Source organism: Actinoplanes palleronii, from assembly GCF_016862315.1.
Classification (GTDB): Bacteria; Actinomycetota; Actinomycetes; order Mycobacteriales; family Micromonosporaceae; genus Actinoplanes; species Actinoplanes palleronii.
Genome location: NZ_BOMS01000092.1, coordinates 34,402 through 57,888 on the forward strand (window position 1 = coordinate 34,402; position 23,487 = coordinate 57,888).

A 23,487-nucleotide genomic window follows, 5' to 3' on the forward strand; every position below is an offset into this window, starting at 1 on the left:
ACGTCCCCCAAGGCCGCTCCCGGTCCACCCCCGGGTGCCACCCCGAAGCCGTCCGTCGGGACGTCCACGCCGGCGGCTCCCGGCCCGGCGCAGGCCGCTACACCCGGCCCGGCGCAGGCCGCTACTTCCGAGCCTGTCCCCGGCCCGCCGTCCGCCGCGCCCGCGGTCGAAGCCGCGTCCAAGCCCGTTCCTGGCCCGCCGCAGGGTGTGGTCGCCAAGCCGGCGAGTGGGACGCCCGCGGCGGTTCCCGGTTCGCCATCGGCGGTGACCACCGAGTCCGCGGCCGGGGCCCGGCCCAAGGCCGCTGCTGGGCCTTCGGGGACCGCTGTCCCCAAGCCCGCGCCGCCGAAACCGGCGCCGCCGAAACCCGCGCCGCCCAAGCCGGTGCCGGCGGACGGTCAGCATCCGCCCGTCCCCAAGCCGGGGCCGCCGACGGCGTCGCCTGCCGCGTCCTCCGCTTCGCCGAAAGCGTCGCCCGCCGCGTCCTCCGCTTCGCCGACGGCGTCGCCTGCCGCGTCTTCCGTTCCGGCGGGGGTGTCGTCGGCCGGAGCGGGGGTGTCCGGGGTGAACGGTTCGGGGTCGCGGGCGGCCGGGTCGACGGTGCCTGCGAAGCCGGCACCGCCCCAGGCGGCGGCTGAGGCGAACGGCCCGGCCTCCGGTGCGGTCATCAAGCCCGCGCCGGCGCCTCCGAAGGGTGCTTCCGGCGGGACGGCCGCCTCGGCGGAACCCGGGGTGTTGAAAGGGCCGGCCGGTCCTGGCCCGAGACCCGGGCCGGTGCCGGCCGCGGGTGCGGGGAAGAAGCCTGAGATGCCGAAGGAGAGTTCGTCGATGTCGGTGCAGTCGAAGCCGGGGGCAAACGGTGCGTCCGGGAAGCCGGCCGGGCCTGGCGCCGCGGGTTCCGGGGCGGGTTCCGGCGTGGGCGGAGATCATGGCGCTGGTGACGGCGCGCGGGAGGAGAGCGCTGCTGCGCCGCGGGATGCCGGGGAGCTTCGTGCGGAGATCGAGCAGACACGCGCCGAGTTGGGGGAGACGGTCGAGGCTCTGGTGGCCAAGGTTGACGTCCCGTCCCGGGTCAAACATTCCGCCGCGGACAAGACCGCCCAGCTCAAGGCCTCAGCCATGGATCTCAAGGACGCGGCCACGACGAAGGCCGCTGATCTCGGGGAGGCGGTTTCCGCCAGGACCGCGGACCTGAAGGAGGCTGCCGTTGATCTTGGGGGCGCGGTCTCCGCGAGGGCCGCTGAGCTCAAGGGCGTCGTCGCCGACACCGCGGGGAAGGTCTCGGACCGGGCTGCTGGCCTGCGTGAAGCGGCCGCGAGCAAGGCCGGGCAGCCCCAGGGGGCGGCCGCGCCGAGCGGGGCTCGCCGGAACGAGACCGCCGGTCTGGCAGCCGGTGGCCCGTGGGGGGTTCATGAGACCGGGCACATCGCGGAGGCGACGGCGCAGACCAGCGCCCGGATGTGTGCCTCGGCGGCGGACGCCGCCGGACGGGCCACCGCCGTGATCGGCTCTGCGCGGCGGCGGATCGTCGCGAACCCCGGGAGGTACGCCATCCTCGGTGCCGCGGTGGGCACTGTCGCCGCCGGGGTCGCTTTCATCCGTCGGTCCCGCTGACGGGACGAACCAGGGGCTCGGCCGGTGCCTCCCACCCGGCCGAGCCGACCCCATCGCGGCCCCGTCGATGGCGGTGCCCCGTCACGAGGGCGGTGGCGATCCGCGATCCGGGCCGCACAGCCGCGCCGGGTGGCTCGGCCGTGCCGGATCGCCCGGCTGCGCTGGGCCGCACGGGTGCGCTGGATCGCGCACTTGAGGTTGAGGGCGGGGTCAGGCGGTGCGGATGAAGGACAGCAAGGCGGCGTGCGTGCCGGCGTCCGCCGCGGCTACCAGGCCGGTGCCGGTCTGCCACGGTGTGCCGTCGACGCCGGTGACCACACAGCCCGCCGCCTCACAGATGGCGACGCCGGCCGCGAAGTGGACGCTGTCGCGGACGTCCCCATACGACAGATAAGCGGCCCGGCGCCCGTCCGCCACCCAGAGCAGCGCGAGCGTGGTGGACACGACCCGGGGGCGGAACCGGTCCCGGAAGCCCGGTGCGGCGATCACCCGGGACGGCTCGACCGGGAACGGCGGGTCCAGGTTGATGTCCACCATCGCGGTGACCGGGGACGGGACCAGCGGCCGGTCGGCGCCGTCCGCGCCGCGGACCCGGGCCACGGTGCCGTCCGTCCAGTACGTCTCGCCGGTGAACGGGTCGGCGGAGGCGGCCGCGGTGACCCGGTCGCCGTCGCGGAGGGCGACGTTCGCCGCGACCAGCGGGGTCTGCGCCGCGTAGTTGAGCGTGCCGCAGAGCGGGTCGACCAGCCAGCGTCGCCGGGCACCGGCCGGGCCGGACGCGCCGGTCTCCTCGCCGGTGATCGCGTCGTCCGGGGAAGCGGCGCTCAGCACGGCATGGATCGCCTGTTCAGCGGCGAGATCCGCCTCGGTGGCGAAGTCGCCGCCGCCCTTGTCGACCCGGGCCAGGGCGCGTCCGTACCGCTCCCGGATGACGTCTGCGGCAGCCAGCGCGGCGGCGATGGCGGTCTCATGATCCATGGAACGGACCGTAACGCAGAGGTGCGAGGATGGAGCCGCACCGAACCCCTCCGGCGCAGAACGGCAGGCTTGCTCACCGATGAACTCCCCGGCAGATCCGCCCGGTCCCGCGGCGGACGCTACGGCCCGTGACGAGCCCGCCCGGACGGAGGAGGAGGAAGCGGCAGCCGGCGCGGAAACCTCGGTGGTCGCCGACCCGGCCCGGAAAGACGCCGCGGACCGAAAAGACGACCCGGCCAGGAAAGACGGCCCGGACCGGAAAGACGCCGCTGACCGGAAAGGCGCCGTGGACCGGAAAGGCGCCGCGGACCGGAAAGACGACCCGGACCCGGAAGGCGACCCGGACCAGGACGAGCCGGCCCGGGAGGACGAGTCGGACCGGAAAGACGAGAACGAGCCGAAAGCCGACGTTGCAGCGCGGCCGTACCCGGGTATGTCATCGGACATGCCTGACGCGCCGACCCTGCTCGCCGGCCGCTACCGCCTCGGAGTGGAGCTCGGTCGCGGCGGCATGGGCCTGGTCCGGCTCGCGCACGACGAGATCCTCGAGCGCGAGGTCGCGATCAAGCAGATCGACCTTCCCGAGGAACTCGCCCAGGGTGAGGCCGCCGCGCGACGCACCATCCGGGAGGCCCGCGCGTCGGCGCGGCTGAGCCACCCCAACGTGGTGCAGGTCTACGACGTCCTCTCGGTCGACGACCACACCTGGATCGTCATGGAGTACGTCCCGTCCCGCTCGCTGCGTGAGGCGATCACCGAGGACGGCCCGTTGGACGCGTACCAGGTGGCCCGGATCGGTCTGGACCTGCTCGCCGCGCTGCAGGCGGCACACCGCGCCGGCGTGCAGCACCGCGACGTGAAACCGGCGAACGTGCTGCTCGCCGACGACGGCCGGGTGCTGCTCACCGACTTCGGCATCGCGGCGATCGACGACGACATCCTGACCAGCAAGTCCGATGTGCTGATCGGCTCACCGCTCTACATGGCACCGGAACGCGCCCGTTTCGGGATCAGTGGCCCGGCCGCCGACCTGTGGGGCCTGGGCGCCACCCTGTACGCCGCGGTCGAGGGGCACTCGCCGTTCCAGCGCACGTCGACGATGGCGACCCTGGCCGCGCTGGCCACCGAGGAGCCGACCCCGCCGCAGCAGGCCGGCCCGCTCACCCCGGTGCTGGACGGCCTGCTCCGCAAGGACCCGGACGAGCGGATCGAGGCCGAGGAGGCCGAGCGGCTGCTCCGCGAGGCGGTGACCGCGCTGGACACCCCGGTCACCCGCTCCGCCCCGGTCCCGAAGCCCCGGCCGCCCGCGAATGATGAGATGCGGACGGCGCTTCCGGCCGTACCGACAAAGAACCGGAAGCTGATCGCCCTCGCCGCCACCCTGGTGTTGGTGATCGCCGGTCTGGCGATCTTCCTGGTGACGCGGCCGTCGTCGGAGCCGGAGACGACGGCCGGCGACCGCACCGCGACGACGCAGCCGACCCAGGCAGCCACCACCACCGCTCCCACCAGCGCAAAGCCCTCGACTACCGCGCCGTCGCCGTCGGCGAGCAAGAGCCCGGACCAGGCAGGCGGTCGGCCGGCGTTGCTGGCCGGGTGGCAGAACTGGACCGACAAGACCGGTTTTTCGGTGTACGTCCCGAGCGGCTGGAGCACGTATACGAAAGGGTCGATGCGCTACTGGAAGGACGGCAAGGGCCACCTCCTGGGCATCGACCAGACCGACAAACCGCGATCAAATCCGGTCGCCGACTGGAAATCGCAGCGTGACGCGCGGCGCGCCGACGGCGACTTCCCGGGCTATGACGAGATCAAAATCAAGTCGGTCGACTACTTCCAGAAGGCCGCCGACTGGGAGTGGACCTACAACGGTGACGGCGGCCGCCAGCACGTGAACAACCGTGGCGTCGTCACGTCAGCGCACCAGGCCTACGGTTTCTGGTTCCAGACCCCGGACGCGGACTGGTCCCAATACCGCACAGACGTCCTCGAGGTGGTCTTCAAAAGCTTCGTCCCGGACAAAGACTGATCAGAAGTCGAGCAACGCTTCGGTGCTGATCGCGATGGGGAACGGCAAATCCGACGTCAGCGTCTCGCCCTGTTTCGCGGTCGTGTGCTCGACGTAGGTCGTCCCGTCGAGGCGGAACAGCCGTAGTTCAATCGAGTCGTAGCCGGCGAAGTCCGGTTCGACGAGGAGATACCACGGGATATTTGCCGCGGCGTAGAACTGCGCCTTCTGCCCTCGATCGGTCGCGGCGTTGCTCGGCGAGGTGATCTCGGAAACGAGAGTCACACTGGCGGCGTCCACGATGCTGGCGAGCCGGTCGATTCGTCCGACGACCAGATCCGGAATGAGGATGCGACTCCCGGCGACGCGAAGGTTCATCGCCTCGGCGATGCGATAGCCGGCCGTCCGCGCTTCGTGGTGGAGCGCGGAAGTGAGACGGTACGAAATGCTTTGGTGCGGAAAATTCGGTCCCGGGCTCACCCAGAGGCTCCCGTCGATCAGCTCGATGCGATTGTTCGTCTCGCCGAGCGCGAGCCAGTCCGCCTCAGTCCAGGGCCCGTTGTGGTCGTCGAGCGTCCCCTTGCTCATGAGCAGAGTCTCGCACGCAGTCATGTCGCATTCCTCTCATGCCTAGTTGTTGCATGACAAGATGTCGCGGGGTGGGATCGCGTCAGAAGGCGAGCAGGTCCTCGGTGCTGATCGCGAGCGGGAACGGCAATGTTGAGGTCAGCGTTTCGCCCTGCTTCGCGGCGGCGTGTTCGATGTAGGTCCTGCTCTCGAGGCGACACAGGACCAGCGCCACCGATTCGTAGCCGGAGAAGTCCGGTTCGATGAGCAGGTACCAGGGGATCTGCGCCTCGGCATATGCCAGCATCTTGTTGATGCGATCGTTCGCGGCGTTGCTCGGCGAGGTGATCTCGCAGACGAGGACGACCTCGTCCGCGCTGCTGATCGCCGTCGTGATCGGGCTCTTCTTGATGGCGAGGTCGGGGATGAGGGTCCGCTCGTTGTTCAGCCGGACGTTGGGGGTCTGGGCCGCTCGGAGGCCCGCGGCTCGTGCTGCGGGGTGTAGCGCCTTCATGAGGTTGAACAAGATGGTGTTGTGGTAGTCGTTGGCTGAGGTCACCAAGAGGCTCCCGTCGAACAGCTCGATGCGTTCGTGCGTTTCGCCGAGCGCCAGCCAGTCCGCCTCAGTCCAGGGCCCCTCGTGGTTGTCAAGCGTCCCCTTGCCCATGGGCAAAGTCTCGCACGTGCTCATGCCGAAATCATCCCATGCCTAGTTGTCACTGGGCAAGGTGTCGTGTGTCAGTGGATTTCAGCGGGGGATCGCAGGTGCCAGGGTGTGTGCGGCTCGGGCCAGGTGGCCGGCGATGGCCTCGTGGTCGGTGGCTACCAGGCCGACCGTGACGCGCAGGTGGGGTCGGCCCGGGCCGATGGTGAAGGCCGTGCCGGCTGCCGCGCCGATGCCCGCGCTGGCCAGGCTCAGCAGTGCGGCCTGCTCGTCGGCCACCGGCAGCCAGATGTTGATGCCCTCGCCGGGTGGCAGGTCGATCCCGGCCGAGCGCAGGCCGTCACCGATCAGGCGGCGGCGTCGCGCGTATTCGTCGCGGGCCGCGCGGACCGCCGTCACCGACGGCGGGTCGGTCAGCAGGGAGAAGAGCAGGCGCTGCAGCAGCCGGCTGGTCCAGCCCTGGCCGAGCAGCCGCCGTTCCAGGATCGGGTCCAGCACGGTGGCCGGCCCGGTCACCGCGGCCAGCCGCAGGTCCGGTCCGTGCGACTTGGAGAAGCTGCGCACGTGCAGCACCTGACGGGGCAGGTACGACCCGAGCGAACGAGCCTCGCCGAACGCCAGGTCGCCGGCCGAGTCGTCTTCCACGACGTACACCTCGGGGTGTGGGGAAAGCACAGCGGCGAGCGACGCGGCCCGCGACGGTGACCACGACGCGCCGGTGGGGTTGAGCGCGCGCGGCTGGAGGAAGACCGCGGCCGGGCGGCGGGTGAGTGCGGCCGCGAGCTGGTCGGGCAGCATCCCCTCGGCGTCGGTGCCGACACCGACCACCGGTACGCCCAGCGCCTCGAGCAGGTCCAGCAGCGGCGGAAAACTGGGATTCTCCACCACGGCGAGGTCCCCGAGGCGCAACAATGCCGAGGAGACCTGGTCGATCGCGTCCATCGCCCCGTCGAAGACCGCGAGGCGTTCGGCCGGGTACGGCCACCGCTCCCGCAGCAGTCCGGCCAGCTCGGGCAGCACCGGCTCGTCGAGGTAACTGGTCGGCGTGGGGGAGAGCCCGTGCAGGGCGGGTATCGGTGGCAGCAGGGCGGGATCGGGCACCCCGGTGGAGAGGTCCAGGCCGAATCCGCCGGTCCGGCGCAACGCGGCGCGATACCGCCCCGGGCCGCCGGAGCCGGGTGCCGCGACGACAGTGCCGCGGCGTCCGTCCGTCCGGATGGTGCCGGCCCGGCGCAGCAGCTGCCAGGCTGCGTTGACGGTGCTGGGGGAGAGGTGCAGCTCGGTGGCGACCTTGCGGACCGGCGGGAGTTTGGCGCCCGGCTCGATCGCGCCGTCGCCGACCGCCCGGCTGACCGCTTCGGCCAGCCCGCGGGCGCTGGGTGCGCTCAGTCGTTCCCCAAGGGCTTCGAACATTTTTGTGACAGTACATTTGAAGCATTGTTCGGTCTACGGTCGTCACATAATCTCGGCACATGATTCACATTGCGCACTGGATCGGTGGCGCTGAGCGTCCCGGCACGTCCGGCCGGGTCGGCCCGGTCTTCAACCCGGCCACCGGCGAGCAGTCCGCCGAGGTCGACCTGGCCAGCACCGCCGAGGTCGACGGCGCCGTCGCGATCGCCAAGGAGGCCGCCAAGGGCTGGCGCTCGGCGTCGCTGTCGAAGCGCTCGGCAGTGGTCTTCACGTTCCGGGAGCTGCTGGCGGCCCGGACCGGCGAGCTCGCCGCGATCATCACGGCCGAGCACGGCAAGGTGCTCGCCGACGCGGCCGGCGAGGTGGCCCGGGGTCTGGAGAACGTCGAGTTCGCCACCGGCATCCCGCACCTGATGAAGGGCTCGTTCTCCGAGCAGGCCGCCACCGGCGTGGACGTGTACTCGATCCGCCAGCCGCTCGGCGTGGTCGCCGGCATCACCCCGTTCAACTTCCCGGCGATGGTGCCGCTCTGGATGTGCGCCACCGCGATCGCCGCGGGCAACTCGTTTGTGCTCAAGCCGAGCGAGAAGGACCCGTCCGCGGCGCTCTGGCTGGCCCGGCTGTGGGCCGAGGCCGGTCTGCCGGAGGGCGTGTTCACCGTCCTGAACGGCGACAAGGAGGCGGTCGACGCGCTGCTGGTCCACCCGGACGTCGCGGCGGTCAGCTTCGTCGGCTCCACCCCGATCGCCAAGTACATCTACGAGACCGGCACCGCGCACGGCAAGCGGGTCCAGGCCCTCGGCGGCGCGAAGAACCACATGGTCGTGCTGCCGGACGCCGAGCTGGACGCGGCCGCCGACGCGGCGATCAACGCGGGGTACGGCGCGGCCGGCGAGCGCTGCATGGCGATCTCGGTGGTGGTCGCGGTCGGTGAGATCGCCGATCCGCTGGTCGAGGCGATCGCGGCCCGGCTGCCGAAGCTCAAGATCGGCAACGGCGCCGACGCCGGCGTCGACATGGGCCCGCTGATCAGCGCGGCGCACAAGGAGAAGGTGATCGGCTACATCGAAGCGGGCGAGCGCGAAGGTGCGACGGTGCTCGCCGACGGCCGTAAAGATGAAATATCTGACAAGTCGGGATATTTCCTCGGCACGACGCTGCTCGACAACGTCACCCCCGAGATGACGGTGTACACCGACGAGATCTTCGGCCCGGTGCTGTCGGTCGTGCGCGTGGACACCTACGCCGAGGCCCTGCAGCTGGTCAACGACAACGAGTACGGCAACGGCACCGCGATCTTCACCCGGGACGGCGGCGCGGCCCGGCAGTTCCAGTTCGACGTGAACGCCGGCATGGTCGGCATCAACGTGCCGATCCCGGTCCCGGTGGCCTACTACTCGTTCGGTGGCTGGAAGGCGTCGCTGTTCGGCGACAGCCACATGTACGGCCCGGAGGGCATCAGCTTCTTCACCCGCGGCAAGGTAGTCACGTCCCGCTGGCCGGACCCCGGAACCTCCGCGATCGACCTCGGCTTCCCGCAGACCCGGTGAGGATGTTCCAGTGACCGACGAAGCTCAGGTTCGCGCGGATGACCGCGCCCACGTCTTTCATTCCTGGTCGGCCCAAGGGCTGATCAACCCGCTACCGATCGCCGGCGCCCTCGGTTCGTACTTCTGGGACTACGACGGCAAGAAGTACCTCGACTTCTCGTCCCAGCTGGTGAACATCAACATCGGGCACCAGCACCCGCGGATGGTCGAGGCCATCCAGGAGCAGGCCGCGAAACTCTGCACCATCCAGCCCGCCTTCGCCAACGACAAGCGCGGCGAAGCGGCCCGGATGATCGCCGAGGTGGCGCCCGGCTCGCTGAACAAGGTGTTCTTCACCAACGGCGGCGCCGAGGCGAACGAGAACGCGATCCGGATGGCCCGCCTGCACACCGGCCGGCACAAGGTGCTCTCCACCTACCGCAGCTACCACGGCTCGACCGCCACCGCGATCACCGCGACCGGCGACCCGCGGCGCTGGCCGAACGAGCCGGTCGCGGTCGGTGTCGTGCACTTCTGGGGCCCGTACCCGTACCGGTCGCCGTTCTACGCCGAGACCGAGGAGCAGGAGGGCGAGCGGGCCCTGCAGCACCTGCGCGACACCATCGTCTTCGAGGGCGCCGGCACCATCGCCGCGATCCTGATCGAGACCGTGGTCGGCACCAACGGCATCCTGATCCCGCCGCCCGGATACCTGGCCGGCGTGCGGGCGCTCTGCGACGAGTTCGGCATCGTGTTCATCGCCGACGAGGTGATGGCCGGCTTCGGCCGCTGCGGCGAGTGGTTCGCCGTCGACCACTGGGGCGTCACCCCCGACCTGATCACCTTCGCCAAGGGGGTGAACTCCGGGTACCTGCCGCTGGGCGGGGTGGTGATCTCCGACGAGATCGCCGAGACGTTCCGGGAGCGGCCGTTCCCGGGCGGGCTGACCTACTCCGGTCACCCGCTCGCGGTGGCCTCCGCGGTCGCGTCCATGCAGATCTTCAAGGAGGAGGGGATCATCGAGCACGCCCGCGCCCTGGGCGAGGACGTGATCGGTCCCGGCCTGGCCGCGCTGGCGGCGAAGCACCCGAGCATCGGTGACGTTCGTGGCCTGGGGGTGTTCTGGGCGATCGAGCTGATCCGCGACGCGGACAAGACGCCGCTGGTGCCGTTCAACGCCTCCGGTGCGGCGGCCGGGCCGATGAACGACGTGGCCGCGGCCTGCAAGGAGCGGGGCCTCTGGCCCTTCGTGCACTTCAACCGGATCCACGTGGTGCCGCCCTGCACGGCGAGCGTGGCGGAGGTCCGCGAGGGCCTCGCGATCCTCGACGAGGCACTGACCGTCGCCGACGGTTTTTACGCCTCCTGACGCCGGATTGCGTTGTCTCCAGGCCACCGGAGATTTGGATTCCGTTTCAGGCTTGGAAATTACTTCGGATTCCCTTGATTCATAAGTCGCCCGTGTGACAGGGTTCCCCCACTTCGGGTGAGCACGCCCACACCGACCGGAAGGCACTTCCCCTGTGAGCACCGCATTTCCCGTGCTTCGCAACTTCGTCAACGGGTCCTACACGGACACCGAGGAGGGGCGGACGTCTCCGGTCGTCGACCCCAGCACCGGGGAGACCTACGCCCACGCGCAGGTCTCCTCGGAGCGGGACGTCGCGGCCGCGGTGGCCGCCGCGGAGGCCGGTTTCGAGGTCTGGCGGGACACCACCCCGGCCGAGCGGCAGCGGGCGCTGCTGCGCATCGCCGACGCGGTGGAGGCCCGGGCCGAGGAACTGATCGAGGCCGAGTGCCGCAACACCGGCAAGCCGGTCGAGGCGACCCGGGCCGAGGAGATGGGCCCGGTCCTGGACGAGCTGCGGTTCTTCGCCGGTGCGGCCCGGATGCTGGAGGGCAAGGCCGCCGGCGAGTACATGCGCGACCACACCTCATACGTACGACGTGAGCCGATCGGCGTCTGCGCCCAGATCACGCCGTGGAACTACCCGCTGGTGATGGCGATCTGGAAGCTGGCCCCGGCGATCGCGGCCGGCAACGCGGTGGTCCTCAAGCCGTCCGACACCACGCCGGTCAGCACGCTGCTGCTCGCCGAGATCGCCGCCGAGTTCCTGCCGGCCGGTGTGCTCAACGTGGTCACCGGCGACCGGGACACCGGCCGTTCGCTGGTCTCGCACCCGGTCCCGCAGCTGGTGTCGATCACCGGTTCCACCCGGGCCGGGATGGAGGTCGCCGCGGCGGCCGCCCCCGACCTCAAGAAGGTGCACCTGGAGCTGGGCGGCAAGGCGCCGGTCGTGGTCTTCGACGACGTCGACATCGCGGCCACCGCCGAGGCGATCGCCGGCGCGGGGTTCTTCAACGCCGGCCAGGACTGCACGGCGGCCACCCGGGTGCTGGTGCATGAGCGGATCGCCGCCGACTTCACCGCCGCGCTGGCCGCGGCGGCCCGGAACACCCGGGTGGGCGCGCCGTCCGACCCGGACGCGTTCTTCGGCCCGGTCAACAACGCCGGCCAGCTCGAGCGGGTCGCCGGGTTCCTGGACCGGGCGCCGGACCACGCCGAGGTGGTGGCCGGTGGCAAGCGGATCGGCGACCGCGGCTTCTTCTTCGAGCCGACAGTGGTGGCCGGCCTGCGCCAGCGCGACGAGATGATCCAGGACGAGGTGTTCGGCCCGGTCATCACGGTCCAGCCGTTCGCCGACGAGGCCGAGGCGATCCGGTACGCGAACGACGTGCGGTTCGGCCTGAGCTCCAGTGTCTGGACGCAGAACCACGGCCGCGCCATGCGCGTGTCCCGCCGGCTCGACTTCGGTGCGGTCTGGATCAACACGCACCTGCCGTTCGTCTCCGAGATGCCGCACGGCGGTTACGGGCATTCCGGTTACGGCAAGGACCTTTCCATGTACGGCTTCGAGGAGTACACCCGGATCAAGCACGTGATGAGCTTTCACGGCTGATCAGGCCCCGCACATATGAACACCCCCGCCTCCGAGGTGAATGAATGAGCACGTCTCCCCCGCACTCCTCCGTGACGGCCGTGTCCGCCACCGGTGAGCGGACCGGGCATCCGGCGATCGAGTTCGTCGGTGTGCGCAAGGACTACCTGTCACACGGCGAGGCGGTGCCGGCCGTCAAGAGCCTCGACCTGACGATCGCTCAGGGCGAGTTCTTCTCGCTGCTCGGTCCGTCCGGCTGTGGCAAGACCACCACGATGCGAATGATCGCCGGCTTCGAGGACCCGACCGCCGGCAAGGTGTTCCTGGACGGTCAGGACGTCACCAACATCGCGGCCAACAAGCGCGACGTCAACATGGTGTTCCAGTCGTACGCGCTGTTCCCGCACCTGAACGTGCTGCAGAACGTCTCGTTCGGGCTGGAGCGCAAGAAGGTCGCCAAGGCCGAGATCAAGCGGCGGGTCGGCGAGATCCTCGAGATCGTGTCGCTGACCGGCATGGAGAAGCGCCAGCCCAAGGAGATGTCCGGTGGCCAGCAGCAGCGGGTCGCGCTGGCCCGGGCCCTGGTCAACCACCCGCGGGCGCTGCTGCTCGACGAGCCGCTCGGCGCGCTCGACCTGAAGCTGCGCCAGCAGATGCAGATCGAGCTCAAGCGGATCCAGCGCGAGGTCGGCATCACCTTCGTCTACGTCACCCACGACCAGGGCGAGGCGCTGACCATGTCGGACCGGATCGCGGTGATGAACAACGGGCTGATCGACCAGCTCGGCACGCCGCGGGAGATCTACGAGAAGCCGGCGACCCGGTTCGTGGCCGGCTTCATCGGCACCTCGAACCTGATCGACGGCGAGGTCAGCCGGGTGGAGGACGGGTTCGCCGTGCTCGACCTGGGCACCGAGGGCCGGATCCTGGCACCGGTGCCCGGCGCGGTCGTCGCCGGGCAGAAGCTCGAGGTCTCGGTACGCCCCGAGAAGATCGACCTGCACCGCACCGAACCGGCCGGCTTCACCGGCAGTGTGCTGGCCGGAACGGTCGCCGAAGTCGTCTACCACGGGACATCGACCAACTACGCCGTGACGACATCGACCGGATCAGATTTCGTGGTGTTCGATCAGAATGCTAACGATGCCGAGGACGTCGCCTCGCGCGGCGAGCGCGTCTTCCTCACCTGGGCCCCGCAGCACTCGTACCCGATCGGAGTCTGATGTTCCCGACCAATAAGCCGGACCCCTCCCTCCTCCGCGGCATGACGCAACGGCGCCTCGGCCGCCGCGACGCGCTCCGCCTCGGCGGTGTGTCGGCTCTTGGTGCGTTCCTCGCCGCGTGTGGCGTCGAGGGCAAGGGCAAGCCGCAGGCCAGCGTCGCCCCCGACGCGGTGGAGAAGTTCTGGGCCGGCAAGGCGCAGAACGGCAAGCTCGACTTCGCCAACTGGCCCCTCTACATGGACCCGAAGAAGCCGGAGATCGCGAAGTTCACCGCGAAGACCGGCATCAAGGTCAACTATCAGGAGGTCATCCAGGAGATGGGTCCTTGGTTCGCCAAGGTCCAGCCGCAGCTGTCGGCCAAGCAGTCGATCGGCTTCGACCTCATGGTGATCACCAACTCGATCCAGTTCGGACAGTTCCGCGACGCCGGCTTCCTGGCGCCGCTGGACCACTCCAAGCTCCCGAACTACGCCGCCAACGCGGGCAAGGCGTACGCCCAGGAGTCGTTCGACATGGGCAACGTCTTCAGCATCCCGTGGGCGTCCGGCATCACCGGCATCGCGTACGACCGGAAGAAGACCGGCCGGGACATCACCAAGCTCGCCGACCTGTGGGACCCGGCGTTCAAGGGCAAGGTCGGCATGTTCTCGGACACCCAGGAGCTGGCCAACTTCGGTCTGCTCGCGGCCGGCCTCAAGCCGGGCGACTCGGGCGAGGAGGAGTGGAAGAAGGCCGCGGCCAAGCTCAAGGAGCAGAAGGACGCCGGCATCGTCCGCAACTACTACGACCAGAGCTACGTCGACGCGCTCGGCAAGGGCGAGGTCTGGCTGACGCAGGCCTGGTCCGGCGACATCTTCCAGAAGAACGTCTCGGACGGCACCGACTTCCAGTTCATCATCCCGGAGGAGGGCGGCACGATCTGGACGGACAACTTCACCATCCCGGTCACCGCCGCGAACCCGGTCGACGCGATCATGATGATGGACTTCTTCTACGAGGTCGAGAACGCCGCGTCGCTGGCCGAGTACATCAACTACGTCTGCCCGGTGCCGGCCGCCCAGGAGCAGATCAAGAAGGACGCGGCGACGAAGACCGGGGAGGACAAGGCGCTCCTCGAGAAACTCGCCACCAGCCCGCTCGTGTTCCCGGGCGAGGCCGACTACGCCAAGCTGCACTACTACGTGGACTTCAACACCGCGGAGGAGCAGCAGGGCTTCCAGAGCATCTTCGAACCGATCACCCTGAGCTGAGTCGATGAATCGGGTAAAACGTACACTCGCGCCCTACCTGCTCGTGCTACCCGGCGGGTTGTGGCTGCTGTTGTTCTTCGTGGTGCCGATGGTGACCATGCTGTCGCTGTCGCTGCAGCAGGGCGACGTCGTCAACGGGTACCGCTTCACCGGTCATTGGCAGAACTACGTGGATGCCGTGACCGACTACCGGACCCAGATGATCCGCTCGCTGGTGTACGGGCTCGTCACGACGGTGGTGCTGGTCGTGATGAGCTTCCCGATCGCCTACTGGATCGCCTTCTACGGCGGCAAACGCAAGTCCACCTACCTGTTCCTGCTGCTGCTGCCGTTCTTCGTGTCGTTCGTGCTGCGGACGATCTCGTGGCGGCAGATCCTCACCGACGACGGGATGCTGCTGCATCCGCTGAAGGAGGCCGGGCTGCTCTCGCCCGGCTTCCACATCCTCGGCACGTCGTACGCGGTGATCGGCGGCCTGGTCTACAACTTCCTCCCGTTCATGGTGCTGCCGATCTACGTGGCCCTGGAGCGGATCGACTCGCGGGTCATCGAGGCGGCGCAGGACCTGTACGCGGTGCCCGCCACCGTGTTCCGCAAGGTGGTCTTCCCGCTCGCGCTGCCCGGTGTCTTCGCCGGTGTGCTGATGACGTTCGTGCCGGCGAGTTCGGACTACGTCAACTCGGCGGTGCTGGGCAGCTCCTCGACCACCATGATCGGTCAGGTCGTCCAGGCGCAGGCGCTGGCCAACTCCAACTACCCGATGGCCTCCGCGATCTCGTTCACGCTGATGGCGGTGCTGCTGGCCGGCATCTTCGTCTACGCGCGGCTGCTCGGCACCGAGGACGTCATGAAGGCGGCGGCGCGATGACCAAGACCCGTCGTTTCCGGTTCGGCGGCGAGCAGGTGATGTTCGCCTACACCTGGCTGATCATCCTCTGGCTGGTGGCGCCGATCCTCATCATGATCGCGTTCGGGTTCAACAACCCGCACGGCCGCTACAACCAGACCTGGCAGGGTTTCACGTTCAAGTGGTACTCGCAGGTCTTCGAGATCAGCGATCTCACCTCGGCACTCGTCACCTCGCTGGTGATCGCCGTGGTCAGCTCGGTGATCTCCGGGGCGCTGGGCACCGGGATCGGCTACGCGCTGGGCCGCTGGCGGTTCCGCGGCTCGAGCACGCTGAACTTCATCATGTTCACCACGATCTCCTCGCCTGAGCTGATCATGGGCATCTCGCTGCTCACCCTGTTCGTCACGCTGGGCGCCGGTCTGGGCGCGACCACGATCACCATCGCCCACGTGATGTTCTCGGTGTCGTTCGTCGCCACCGTGGTCCGGGCCCGGGTGGTCACCCTGGACCGGTCGATCGAGGAGGCCGCGTCCGACCTGGGCGCCGGTCCGTGGACGACGTTCTGGAAGATCACCTTCCCGATCATCATGCCGGCCGTGATGTCCGGTGTGCTGCTGGCGTTCGTGCTGTCGATCGACGACTTCGTGGTCACCAACTTCACCGCGGGCACCACGGTGACCTTCCCGTTGTGGATCTGGGGCGCCACCCGGGTCGGCCTGCCACCGCAGGTCAACGTGATGGGCACGCTGATCTTCGCGGCCGGCCTGCTGATCGCCGTGATCGCCAACCTGCGCTCCCGCGCCAAGGCCAAGCGGGACTGATCGTCCTCAGCGGAAAGGCGCCGGTCACGAACGTGGTGACCGGCGCCTTCGGCATGCTGAGGAAATCCCGGAAATAGTACGGAAATAGTTGCTCTTGGTCTTGTGCGCGACGGATTCCGTGGGCAGGATCAGGGTTAACAGTAGGAACTAGTGGCAACGGAGAAATCGTGACCGACCGACAGCCCGATGACGTGGACACCCTCTCCGCGACCGCCCGTGACCACCTGTGGATGCACTTCACCCGCCTCTCGGCGTATCAGGACGCGCCGGTGCCGGTGATCACCCGCGGCGACGGCTGCTACGTCTGGGACTCGGCCGGCCGCCGCTACCTCGACGGTCTCTCCGCCCTGTTCGTCGTGCAGACCGGCCACGGCCGGCAGGAGCTCGCCGACGCCGCCGCCAAGCAGGCCGCCGAGCTGGCGTACTTCCCGATCTGGTCGTACGCGCACCCGAAGGCGATCGAGCTGGCCGGCCGGCTGGCTGGCATGGCGCCCGGTGACCTGAACCGGATCTTCTTCACCACCGGCGGCTCCGAGGCCGTGGAGTCGGCGTGGAAGCTGGCCCGGTCGTTCTACCGGCACACCGGCAAGCCGCTGAAGACCAAGGTGATCTCCCGGGCCATCGCGTACCACGGCACCTCGATGGGCGCCCTGTCGATCACCGGCATCCCGGCGCTCAAGCAGGACTTCGAGCCGCTGGTGCCGAGCACGCTGCGGGTGCCGAACACCAACTTCTACCGCCGTCCCGACCAGAACATGACGCCCGAGCAGTTCGGCGTCTGGGCCGCCGACCGGATCGCCGAGGCGATCGAGTTCGAGGGCCCGGACACCGTCGCCGCGGTCTACCTGGAGCCGGTGCAGAACGCCGGCGGCTGCTTCCCGCCGCCGCCCGGGTACTTCCAGCGGGTCCGGGAGATCTGCGACCGGTACGACGTGCTGCTCGTCTCGGACGAGGTGATCTGCGCGTTCGGCCGCCTCGGCGAGTACTTCGGCGCCGACAAGTACGGCTACCAGCCCGACATCATCACCGTCGCCAAGGGCCTGACCTCCGGGTACGTCCCGCTCGGCGCGATGATCGCCTCCGACCGGCTGGCCGAGCCGTTCCTGAAGGGCTCGAACTGGTTCGCGCACGGCATCACCTATGGCGGCCACCCGGTCGGCTCCGCGGTGGCGCTGACCAACCTCGACATCATGGAGCGCGAGGGCCTCAACCGGCACGTGACGGAGAACAGCCCGCTCTTCCGGTCGTACCTGGAGCGGCTGCTCGACCTGCCGATCGTCGGCGACGTCCGCGGCGACGGCTACTTCTTCGGCATCGAGCTGGTCAAGGACAAGGCCACCCGGGAGACGTTCAACGCCGACGAGTCGGAGCGGCTGCTGCGCGGTTTCCTCTCCAGCGCGCTGTTCGAGGCCGGCCTGTACTGCCGTGCCGACGACCGCGGCGACCCGGTGATCCAGCTCGCGCCGCCGCTGACCGCGACCGAGACCCAGTTCATCGAGATCGAGCAGATCCTGCGGTCGGTGCTGACCAAGGCCGGCACCCTGCTCTGACGCAGGCTCCTGACCCGGGTGAGGCCGGTCAGGTCGCCGACGTGCGATCGAGGTGGCCGCCGGCCTTGCTCAGCTCCTCCGGGTCGACCCGGACCGGCCGGGCCGTGCCGGCGGCCGTGTGCACCGCGCGGATCGCGTAGGCCACCAGGTCGGGCGCCGTGCTGGGGATCCGGTGCCCGGAGTCGTCCGCGACGATCAGCGGCGCGCCGAGTTCCCGGGCCAGGATCCGCTGGCTGGTCAGCCAGAGCTCCTCGACGCCGGCGGGCAGGCCGGCGGTCGTCGGGTGGACCGGGCTGCGGGTCAGCACCAGCGCGGGCACCGGCGGCATCGTGGCGGTGAGCACCTCCACCTGGCCGGTGACGGTGTCCAGCTCGGAGGCGTCCGGGCCGTCCCCGTCCACCGTCGTCTCGTCCGTCGGCCAGAGGCGCAGCTGCGGGATCGAGCCGTCGACGTGCACCAGCCCGGCCACCCGGTGCGGGTGCCGGCCGGCGTAGACCCGGGCCACCAGGCTGCCGATCGAGTGCGCGACCAGGATCGCCGGTCCGGTCACCCGCCGTTCGTCGAGCTCCTCGGCCAGCTCGTCGGCGAGCACGCTGTACGGCAGTGGGGCGCGCGGCGCCGGCCGCGGCGGGGTGGCGCCGGTGCCTGGCCGGTCGTAGGCGACGGTGGTCAGGTCCCCCAGGCGTTCCAGGACGGGTGACCAGTTCTGTCCGGGTTCGCCGAGGGCGGCTATGAACACAATGGGTAGTTGAAGCGTCACCTGATCGAGAGTATCGACGGTTGTCGAGATCCGCGCGCCGGCGGGAGAGTTTCCTCGCGGGGCGATGTTACCGACGGGTCACCGGCCCTCGTTGATCGACGCTGGTAATTGTCGTAAAACGTCCCGGAGCGCCCCTCGGTGGCGCATGCTGACGGCATGGCCGTACTGCTTATCGCCGAGGACGACGAGGACATCGCCACTGTCCTGGCCCGGGTGTGCAAGCGGGCCGGCCTGACCGTGCTGCGCGCGCCGGACGGGCAGGCCGCCCTCGAGATGATCCTGGAGAAGCATCCGGACGCCCTGCTCACCGACCTGGGCATGCCCCGGATGGACGGCTGGGAGCTGATCCGCGCGGTCCGCGCCCACCCCGAGGTGGGCCAGATCCCGGTGGCCATCCTGACCGGCCAGCTCACCCCGGGCGACCCGCGCGCGGCCGAGGCCGAGGTCTGCACCGTTCTGCTCAAGCCGTGCCCGAACGATCAGCTGCTGGCCGCCATCCAGGAGATGCTCGACAACGGCCCGCACCAGCACGACCAGCACTGCGCCGTCTAACCGGCCGCCCCGGTGCGCGTCTCCCGCCGGCTCACCGCTCCGGCTGGTGCTCAGGGTTGTCTCGCGGGGGTTGAGGCAGCCCTCAGCGCCAGCCGGGATCGGTGGGCGCGCCACGGTCCGGAGAGGGCCGCAGTGTCGCGCGAGACCACCGGTGAGCGTGGCTCGTAGCCTGCGGAGGTGCGCTCCGTAGTCGTACCGTATCGGCGCGGTCGGAAGTCCAGGTGACCGGGAGTGGTCAGCGGTCCAGAGCGTCCAGCAAGGCCGTGCCGTGCAGGCCGCCGTTGATGCCGAGCCAGCGGGCCGGCTCCGGTTCCCAGCGGCGGGAGCGGTGGCCGACCCAGGGGAGGGCGGTCAGCTCGGACTCGCGGCCCAGGATCAAGTCGGTGAGGGTGCGGCCGGCCAGGTTGGTCGCCGCGACGCCGTCGCCGACGTAGCCGCCGGCCCAGGCCACGCCGTCGCGCAGGCCGACGCTGGGCATCCAGTCGCGGGGGATGCCGAGCGGGCCGCCCCAGCGGGCCGCGACCGGGACGTCGATCCCGAACAGTTCCTTGACGGTGTGCCGCAGCTTGCCGAAGACCGCCGGCACCCGGTCGAACTCCGGGCGGACCCGGGACCCGAAGTGGTACGGCGCGCCCCGCCCGCCGAACGCCAGCCGGTCGTCGGCGGTCCGCTGGCCGTAGATGATCATCCGGCGCTCGTCGCTGAACGTCTCCCGCCGGCGCAGTCCGATCCGGTCCCAGACCTCGGCCGGCAGCGGCTCGGTGGCGATCATCAGGGAGTAGACCGGCGCCAGCTCGCGGCGGTGCCCGGCCAGCTCGGCGGTGTAGCCCTCGAGCGCCCGGACCACCGTGCCGGCCCGCACCGTGCCGTGCGCGGTGACCACCTCGCCGCGGCGCAGCGACGTCACCTTGGTGCCCTCGTGGATGGTCACGCCGAGCTGCTCGACCGCCGCGGCCAGGCCGCGGACGAGTCTGGCCGGGTGCAGCGCGGCGCAGTGCTCGCTGTAGACGCCGCCGAGCACCCCTGAGGCGTTGCAGATCGCCCGGGCCGCGTCGGCGTCCAGCGCGTCCTGCGGGGCGCGCCGCAGCTGGCCGGGCGTCCGGATCAGCGAGATCACCCCACCCTTGGCGTAGTCGCACTCGATGCCGGTGCGCCCGATCTCGTCGACCGCGTCGGCCAGCGCGGTGTGCATGGCCTTGGCCGCGGTGGCGCCGAACCCGCGGGCCAGCTTGGCCTCGGAGACCGGGAACAGCCCGGACGCCCAGCCGCCGTTGCGGCCGGACGCGCCGAACCCGCAGAACTCCGCCTCGAGGATCACGATGCGCAGCGTGGGATCTGCCTTGGCCAGGTAGTACGCCGTCCAGAGGCCGGTGAAGCCGCCGCCCACGATCGCGACGTCGGCATCCCGGTCACCGGGCAGCGGGGACCGCCGCTCGATCGGACCGAGCGATTCCAGCCAGAAGCTCATGGTTACCTGGTTCCCCACGCATACGTTTGTTTGGCGAGCTTGAGGTACATGAAGGTGTCGACGGCGGCGACGCCCTCGATCACCCGTACCTTCTCGTTGAGCAGGTCGAGCAGGTGTTCGTCGTCGGTGCAGACCAGCTCGACCAGCAGGTCGTACCGTCCGGCGCAGATCACCACGTAGTCCACCTCGGGGATCGAGGCGAGCTTGTCGGCGATCTCCCGGAGGTCGCCGTTCACCCGCAGGCCGACCATGGCCTGCCGGGCGAAACCCAGGGTGAGCGGGTCGGTCACCGCGACGATCTGCATCAGGCCGTTGTCCAGGAGCCGCTGTACGCGCTGGCGCACAGCGGCTTCCGAGAGCCCGATCGTCTTCGCCAGGGTGGCGTACGACATCCGCCCGTCCTGCTGTAGATGATCGATGATCTGCTTGTTGATCTCGTCCAGGGCCACGTCGCTCACGGCGCGATTCTTCCCTGTAGGGACATGGTCCGGCAAAGAACGTCCTAGTTGTCCCGAAGTGCGGTGGTCAGGAGGTCGAGTCCGCGGCGCAGTTGTTCGTCCGGGATGACCAGCGGCGGCAGGAACCGGAGCACGTTGCCGTAGGTGCCGCAGGTCAGCGTGAGCAGCCCGGCCTCGTGGCAGGCCTTCGACACCGCCGCGGTGCGTGCCGCGTCGGGCTCGATGGTGCCCGGCTTCACCAGCTCGATGGCGATCATCGCGCCCCGGCCGCGGACCTCGGCGATGCCGTCGTCCGTCCCGGCGATCTCGCTGAGCGCCGTTGTCAAGATCGACTCGATGTGTCTCGCGGCCGCGTCCAGGTCCAGCTCGCGCATGGTCTCGATGGCGGCGAGGGCGGCGGCACAGGCCACCGGGTTCCCGCCGTACGTGCCACCGAGGCCACCGGCGTGCACCGCGTCCATCAGCTCGGCCCGGCCGACCACGGCGGCGATCGGCAGCCCGCCGCCCATCCCCTTGGCCGTGGTGATCAGGTCGGGCTCCAGGCCCTCGTGCTCGCTGGCGAACCACTGGCCGGTGCGGCAGAACCCGGTCTGGATCTCGTCGGCGATGAACACCGCGCCGGTCTCGGACGCCCACGCCGCGATCGCCGGCAGGAAGCCCGGCGCCGGCACCACGAAGCCGCCCTCGCCCTGGATCGGCTCGATCAGCACGGCCGCCACGTTGCTCGCGCCGACCTGCTTCTCGATCACGTCGATCGCCCGGCGGGCCGCCTCGGCGCCGTCCAGCCCGCCGTCGCGCAGCGGGTACGACATCGGCGCCCGGTACACCTCCGGCGCGAACGGCCCGAACCGGTGCTTGTACGGCATGTTCTTCGCGGTCAGCGCCATGGTCAGGTTGGTCCGGCCGTGGTACGCGTGGTCGAACACCACCACCGCCTGCCGCCCGGTGGCGTGCCGCGCGATCTTGACGGCGTTCTCCACCGCCTCGGCGCCCGAGTTGAACAGCGCCGCCCGCTTCTCGAACGAGCCCGGGGTCAGGTCGACCAGCTGCTCGCAGACCGCCACGTACGACTCGTACGGCGCGACCATGAAGCAGGTGTGGGTGAACCGTTCCACCTGGGCACGGACCGCCTCGACCACCCGGGGCGCCGCGTTGCCGACGTTGGTGACCGCGATACCGGAGGCGAAGTCGATCCACTCCCGCCCGTCGACGTCGGTCAGCGTGCCGCCGCCGGCGTGGTCGACGTACGCGCTGATGGTCGAGCCGACGCCCTTCGCCACCACGGCGAGCCGCCGCTTGTGCAGCTCCTCGGAGGAGGTCATCAGGCCCCCACGTGGTGCATGACGTGCTTGATCCGGGTGTAGTCCTCGAGGCCGTACACCGAGAGGTCCTTGCCGTGCCCGGAGTGCTTGAAACCGCCGTGCGGCATCTCGGCCACCAGCGGGATGTGGCAGTTGACCCAGACGCAGCCGAAGTCGAGCCGCTGGGTCATCCGCATCGCGCGCCCGTGGTCCTTGGTCCACACGCTGGAGGCGAGGGCGTAGTCGACGCCGTTGGCGTAGCGCACCGCCTCGTCCTCGTCGGTGAACTGCTGCACCGTGATGACCGGGCCGAACACCTCGTTCTGGATGATCTCGTCGTCCTGGCGCAGCCCGGCCACCACGGTCGGTGACCAGAAGAAGCCGCGGTCGCCGACCCGGGCGCCACCCGCCTCGAGCGAGGCGTGGTCGGGCAACCGGTCGATGAAGCCGGAGACCCGGGCCAGCTGGCCGGCGTTGTTGACCGGGCCGTAGAGCACGTCCTCGTCGTCCGGCTGACCGGTTTTGATCCCACGGGCCTGCGCCGCGAGGGCGGCCACGAAGTCCTTGTAGACGGCCGGGGCGACGAGCACCCGGGTGGCCGCGGTGCAGTCCTGGCCGGCGTTGAAGTAGCCCGCCTCGGCGATCGCGGCGGCCGCCGCCTCGATGTCGGCGTCCTCGAAGACCACGACCGGCGCCTTGCCGCCCAGCTCCAGGTGGGTGCGCTTGAGGTCGGCGGCGGCCGAGCCGGCCACCTCCATGCCGGCCCGCACCGAGCCGGTGATCGACACCATCTGCGGGGTCTTGTGCTCGACCAGCGCGCGGCCGGTGCCGCGGTCGCCGAGCACCACGTTGAACGCGCCGGCCGGCAGGAACTCGGCGGCGATCTCGGCCAGCAGCACGCTGGTCACCGGGGTGGTGTCGGACGGCTTGAGCACCACGGTGTTGCCCGCGGCCAGCGCCGGCGCGATCTTCCAGACCGCCATCATGAGCGGGTAGTTCCACGGCGTGACCTGGGCGCAGACCCCGACCGGCTCGCGCCGCACGTAGCTCTCGTAGCCGTTGAGGTACTGCCCGGCGGAGCGGCCCTCGAGCAGCCGGGCGGCACCGGCGAAGAACCGGATCTGGTCGACCGCGGGCGGCAGCTCCTCGCTGGCGGTCAGGCCGAGCGGTTTGCCGGTGTTCTGCGACTCGGCGGCGACCAGCTCGTCGGCCCGGGCCTCGACCGCGTCGGCGAACTTCAGCAGCGCGCGCTGCCGGTCGCTCGGCGTGGTGTTGCGCCACTGCTCGAACGCCGTGGCGGCCGCCGTCATCGCGCGGTCCACGTCCTCGGCGCCGGAGACCGGGGCGGACGCGAACACCTCGCCGCTGGACGGGTCGATCAGGTCCGCGTACCGGCCCTCGGCGGGCGCGACCGCGGCGCCGCCGACGAAATTGTGCAGAACCTGCTTGGCGGTCATCCGGCCTCCAACTGTGGTATCAGTGCATGCGGCCCCATCTTTTCCGCTGAATCCGTGGCGGACAAGGGGGTGCAGGCATTTTTCC

The 23,487-nt window shown here is 70.1% G+C and carries 21 protein-coding genes; 11 read left to right on the forward strand and 10 right to left on the reverse strand.

The window, feature by feature from the left end; translation table 11 throughout:
• Positions 1-398 precede the first annotated feature (398 nt).
• The gene (locus tag Apa02nite_RS29260) at positions 399-668 is read right to left on the reverse strand and encodes a hypothetical protein (RefSeq protein ID WP_203827879.1); all 270 of its coding nucleotides are present in this window, start codon (positions 666-668) and stop codon (positions 399-401) included.
• Between the two features lie 247 nt (positions 669-915).
• On the opposite strand from Apa02nite_RS29260, the gene Apa02nite_RS29265 reads away from it, so the two are divergent.
• Complete coding sequence (locus tag Apa02nite_RS29265; protein ID WP_203827880.1) at positions 916-1,614, forward strand: DUF3618 domain-containing protein; 699 nt, start codon at positions 916-918, stop codon at positions 1,612-1,614.
• A 210-nt stretch (positions 1,615-1,824) separates the two neighbouring features.
• On the opposite strand, the gene Apa02nite_RS29270 is transcribed toward Apa02nite_RS29265, so the two are convergent.
• A complete protein-coding gene (locus Apa02nite_RS29270; protein WP_203827881.1) occupies positions 1,825-2,592 on the reverse strand; it encodes an inositol monophosphatase family protein in 768 nt (255 codons plus the stop codon).
• 79 nt (positions 2,593-2,671) lie between these two features.
• On the opposite strand from Apa02nite_RS29270, the gene Apa02nite_RS29275 reads away from it, so the two are divergent.
• Positions 2,672-4,621 carry a serine/threonine-protein kinase gene (locus tag Apa02nite_RS29275; protein WP_239164649.1) on the forward strand — a complete coding sequence of 650 codons (1,950 nt, stop codon included), beginning with the start codon at positions 2,672-2,674 and terminating at the stop codon, positions 4,619-4,621.
• Here Apa02nite_RS29275 and Apa02nite_RS29280 read toward each other — a convergent pair whose 3' ends face one another.
• The 3 genes from Apa02nite_RS29280 to Apa02nite_RS29290 form a co-directional block, all read right to left on the reverse strand.
• Positions 4,622-5,188 carry a Uma2 family endonuclease gene (locus Apa02nite_RS29280; RefSeq protein WP_239164650.1) on the reverse strand — a complete coding sequence of 189 codons (567 nt, stop codon included), beginning with the start codon at positions 5,186-5,188 and terminating at the stop codon, positions 4,622-4,624.
• An 82-nt stretch (positions 5,189-5,270) separates the two neighbouring features.
• Positions 5,271-5,834 (reverse strand): Uma2 family endonuclease, encoded by a 564-nt coding sequence (locus Apa02nite_RS29285; RefSeq protein WP_239164651.1) that lies wholly within the window; start codon positions 5,832-5,834, stop codon positions 5,271-5,273.
• Positions 5,835-5,915: 81 nt separating this feature from the next.
• Positions 5,916-7,244 carry a GntR family transcriptional regulator gene (locus Apa02nite_RS29290; RefSeq protein ID WP_203827884.1) on the reverse strand — a complete coding sequence of 443 codons (1,329 nt, stop codon included), beginning with the start codon at positions 7,242-7,244 and terminating at the stop codon, positions 5,916-5,918.
• 59 nt (positions 7,245-7,303) lie between these two features.
• On the opposite strand from Apa02nite_RS29290, the gene Apa02nite_RS29295 reads away from it, so the two are divergent.
• The 8 genes from Apa02nite_RS29295 (at position 7,304) to Apa02nite_RS29330 (ending at position 17,406) form a co-directional block, all read left to right on the forward strand.
• A complete protein-coding gene (locus tag Apa02nite_RS29295) occupies positions 7,304-8,794 on the forward strand; it encodes a CoA-acylating methylmalonate-semialdehyde dehydrogenase (RefSeq protein WP_203827885.1) in 1,491 nt (496 codons plus the stop codon).
• Positions 8,795-8,804: 10 nt separating this feature from the next.
• Complete coding sequence (locus Apa02nite_RS29300) at positions 8,805-10,142, forward strand: aspartate aminotransferase family protein (protein WP_203827886.1); 1,338 nt, start codon at positions 8,805-8,807, stop codon at positions 10,140-10,142.
• A gap of 172 nt (positions 10,143-10,314) precedes the next feature.
• Entirely contained in the window at positions 10,315-11,733 is a 1,419-nt protein-coding gene (locus Apa02nite_RS29305) for an aminobutyraldehyde dehydrogenase (protein ID WP_067691940.1), read from the forward strand.
• A gap of 44 nt (positions 11,734-11,777) precedes the next feature.
• Complete coding sequence (locus tag Apa02nite_RS29310) at positions 11,778-12,935, forward strand: ABC transporter ATP-binding protein (RefSeq protein ID WP_203827887.1); 1,158 nt, start codon at positions 11,778-11,780, stop codon at positions 12,933-12,935.
• A gap of 41 nt (positions 12,936-12,976) precedes the next feature.
• Positions 12,977-14,185: a polyamine ABC transporter substrate-binding protein gene (locus tag Apa02nite_RS29315; protein ID WP_232344188.1), complete on the forward strand. Its 1,209-nt coding sequence runs from the start codon at positions 12,977-12,979 to the stop codon at positions 14,183-14,185.
• Positions 14,186-14,189: 4 nt separating this feature from the next.
• The gene (locus tag Apa02nite_RS29320) at positions 14,190-15,053 is read left to right on the forward strand and encodes an ABC transporter permease (protein ID WP_067691931.1); all 864 of its coding nucleotides are present in this window, start codon (positions 14,190-14,192) and stop codon (positions 15,051-15,053) included.
• Positions 15,050-15,856 (forward strand): ABC transporter permease, encoded by an 807-nt coding sequence (locus tag Apa02nite_RS29325; protein ID WP_203827888.1) that lies wholly within the window; start codon positions 15,050-15,052, stop codon positions 15,854-15,856. The genes Apa02nite_RS29320 and Apa02nite_RS29325 overlap by 4 nt, the downstream gene beginning before the upstream one ends.
• Before the next feature lie 167 nt (positions 15,857-16,023).
• A complete protein-coding gene (locus Apa02nite_RS29330; protein WP_067691925.1) occupies positions 16,024-17,406 on the forward strand; it encodes an aspartate aminotransferase family protein in 1,383 nt (460 codons plus the stop codon).
• Between the two features lie 28 nt (positions 17,407-17,434).
• On the opposite strand, the gene Apa02nite_RS29335 is transcribed toward Apa02nite_RS29330, so the two are convergent.
• Complete coding sequence (locus Apa02nite_RS29335) at positions 17,435-18,166, reverse strand: alpha/beta fold hydrolase (RefSeq protein WP_239164652.1); 732 nt, start codon at positions 18,164-18,166, stop codon at positions 17,435-17,437.
• Positions 18,167-18,322: 156 nt separating this feature from the next.
• Here Apa02nite_RS29335 and Apa02nite_RS29340 point away from each other — a divergent pair, with 156 nt between their 5' ends.
• Positions 18,323-18,718, forward strand: a complete 396-nt coding sequence (locus Apa02nite_RS29340; protein ID WP_067691919.1) for a response regulator — start codon at positions 18,323-18,325, stop codon at positions 18,716-18,718.
• 235 nt (positions 18,719-18,953) lie between these two features.
• Here the strand turns inward: Apa02nite_RS29340 and Apa02nite_RS29345 are convergent, their stop codons facing one another.
• The 4 genes from Apa02nite_RS29345 to Apa02nite_RS29360 are packed head-to-tail and all read right to left on the reverse strand — an operon-like array spanning position 18,954 to position 23,402.
• Positions 18,954-20,186 (reverse strand): NAD(P)/FAD-dependent oxidoreductase, encoded by a 1,233-nt coding sequence (locus Apa02nite_RS29345; RefSeq protein ID WP_203827889.1) that lies wholly within the window; start codon positions 20,184-20,186, stop codon positions 18,954-18,956.
• Between the two features lie 2 nt (positions 20,187-20,188).
• Complete coding sequence (locus Apa02nite_RS29350; protein WP_232344186.1) at positions 20,189-20,644, reverse strand: Lrp/AsnC family transcriptional regulator; 456 nt, start codon at positions 20,642-20,644, stop codon at positions 20,189-20,191.
• A 44-nt stretch (positions 20,645-20,688) separates the two neighbouring features.
• Positions 20,689-21,966, reverse strand: coding sequence for a 4-aminobutyrate--2-oxoglutarate transaminase (gabT, locus tag Apa02nite_RS29355; protein WP_203827890.1), 1,278 nt, complete (start codon positions 21,964-21,966; stop codon positions 20,689-20,691).
• Entirely contained in the window at positions 21,966-23,402 is a 1,437-nt protein-coding gene (locus Apa02nite_RS29360; RefSeq protein WP_203827891.1) for a gamma-aminobutyraldehyde dehydrogenase, read from the reverse strand. The genes gabT and Apa02nite_RS29360 overlap by 1 nt, the downstream gene beginning before the upstream one ends.
• Between the last annotated feature and the right edge of the window lie 85 nt (positions 23,403-23,487).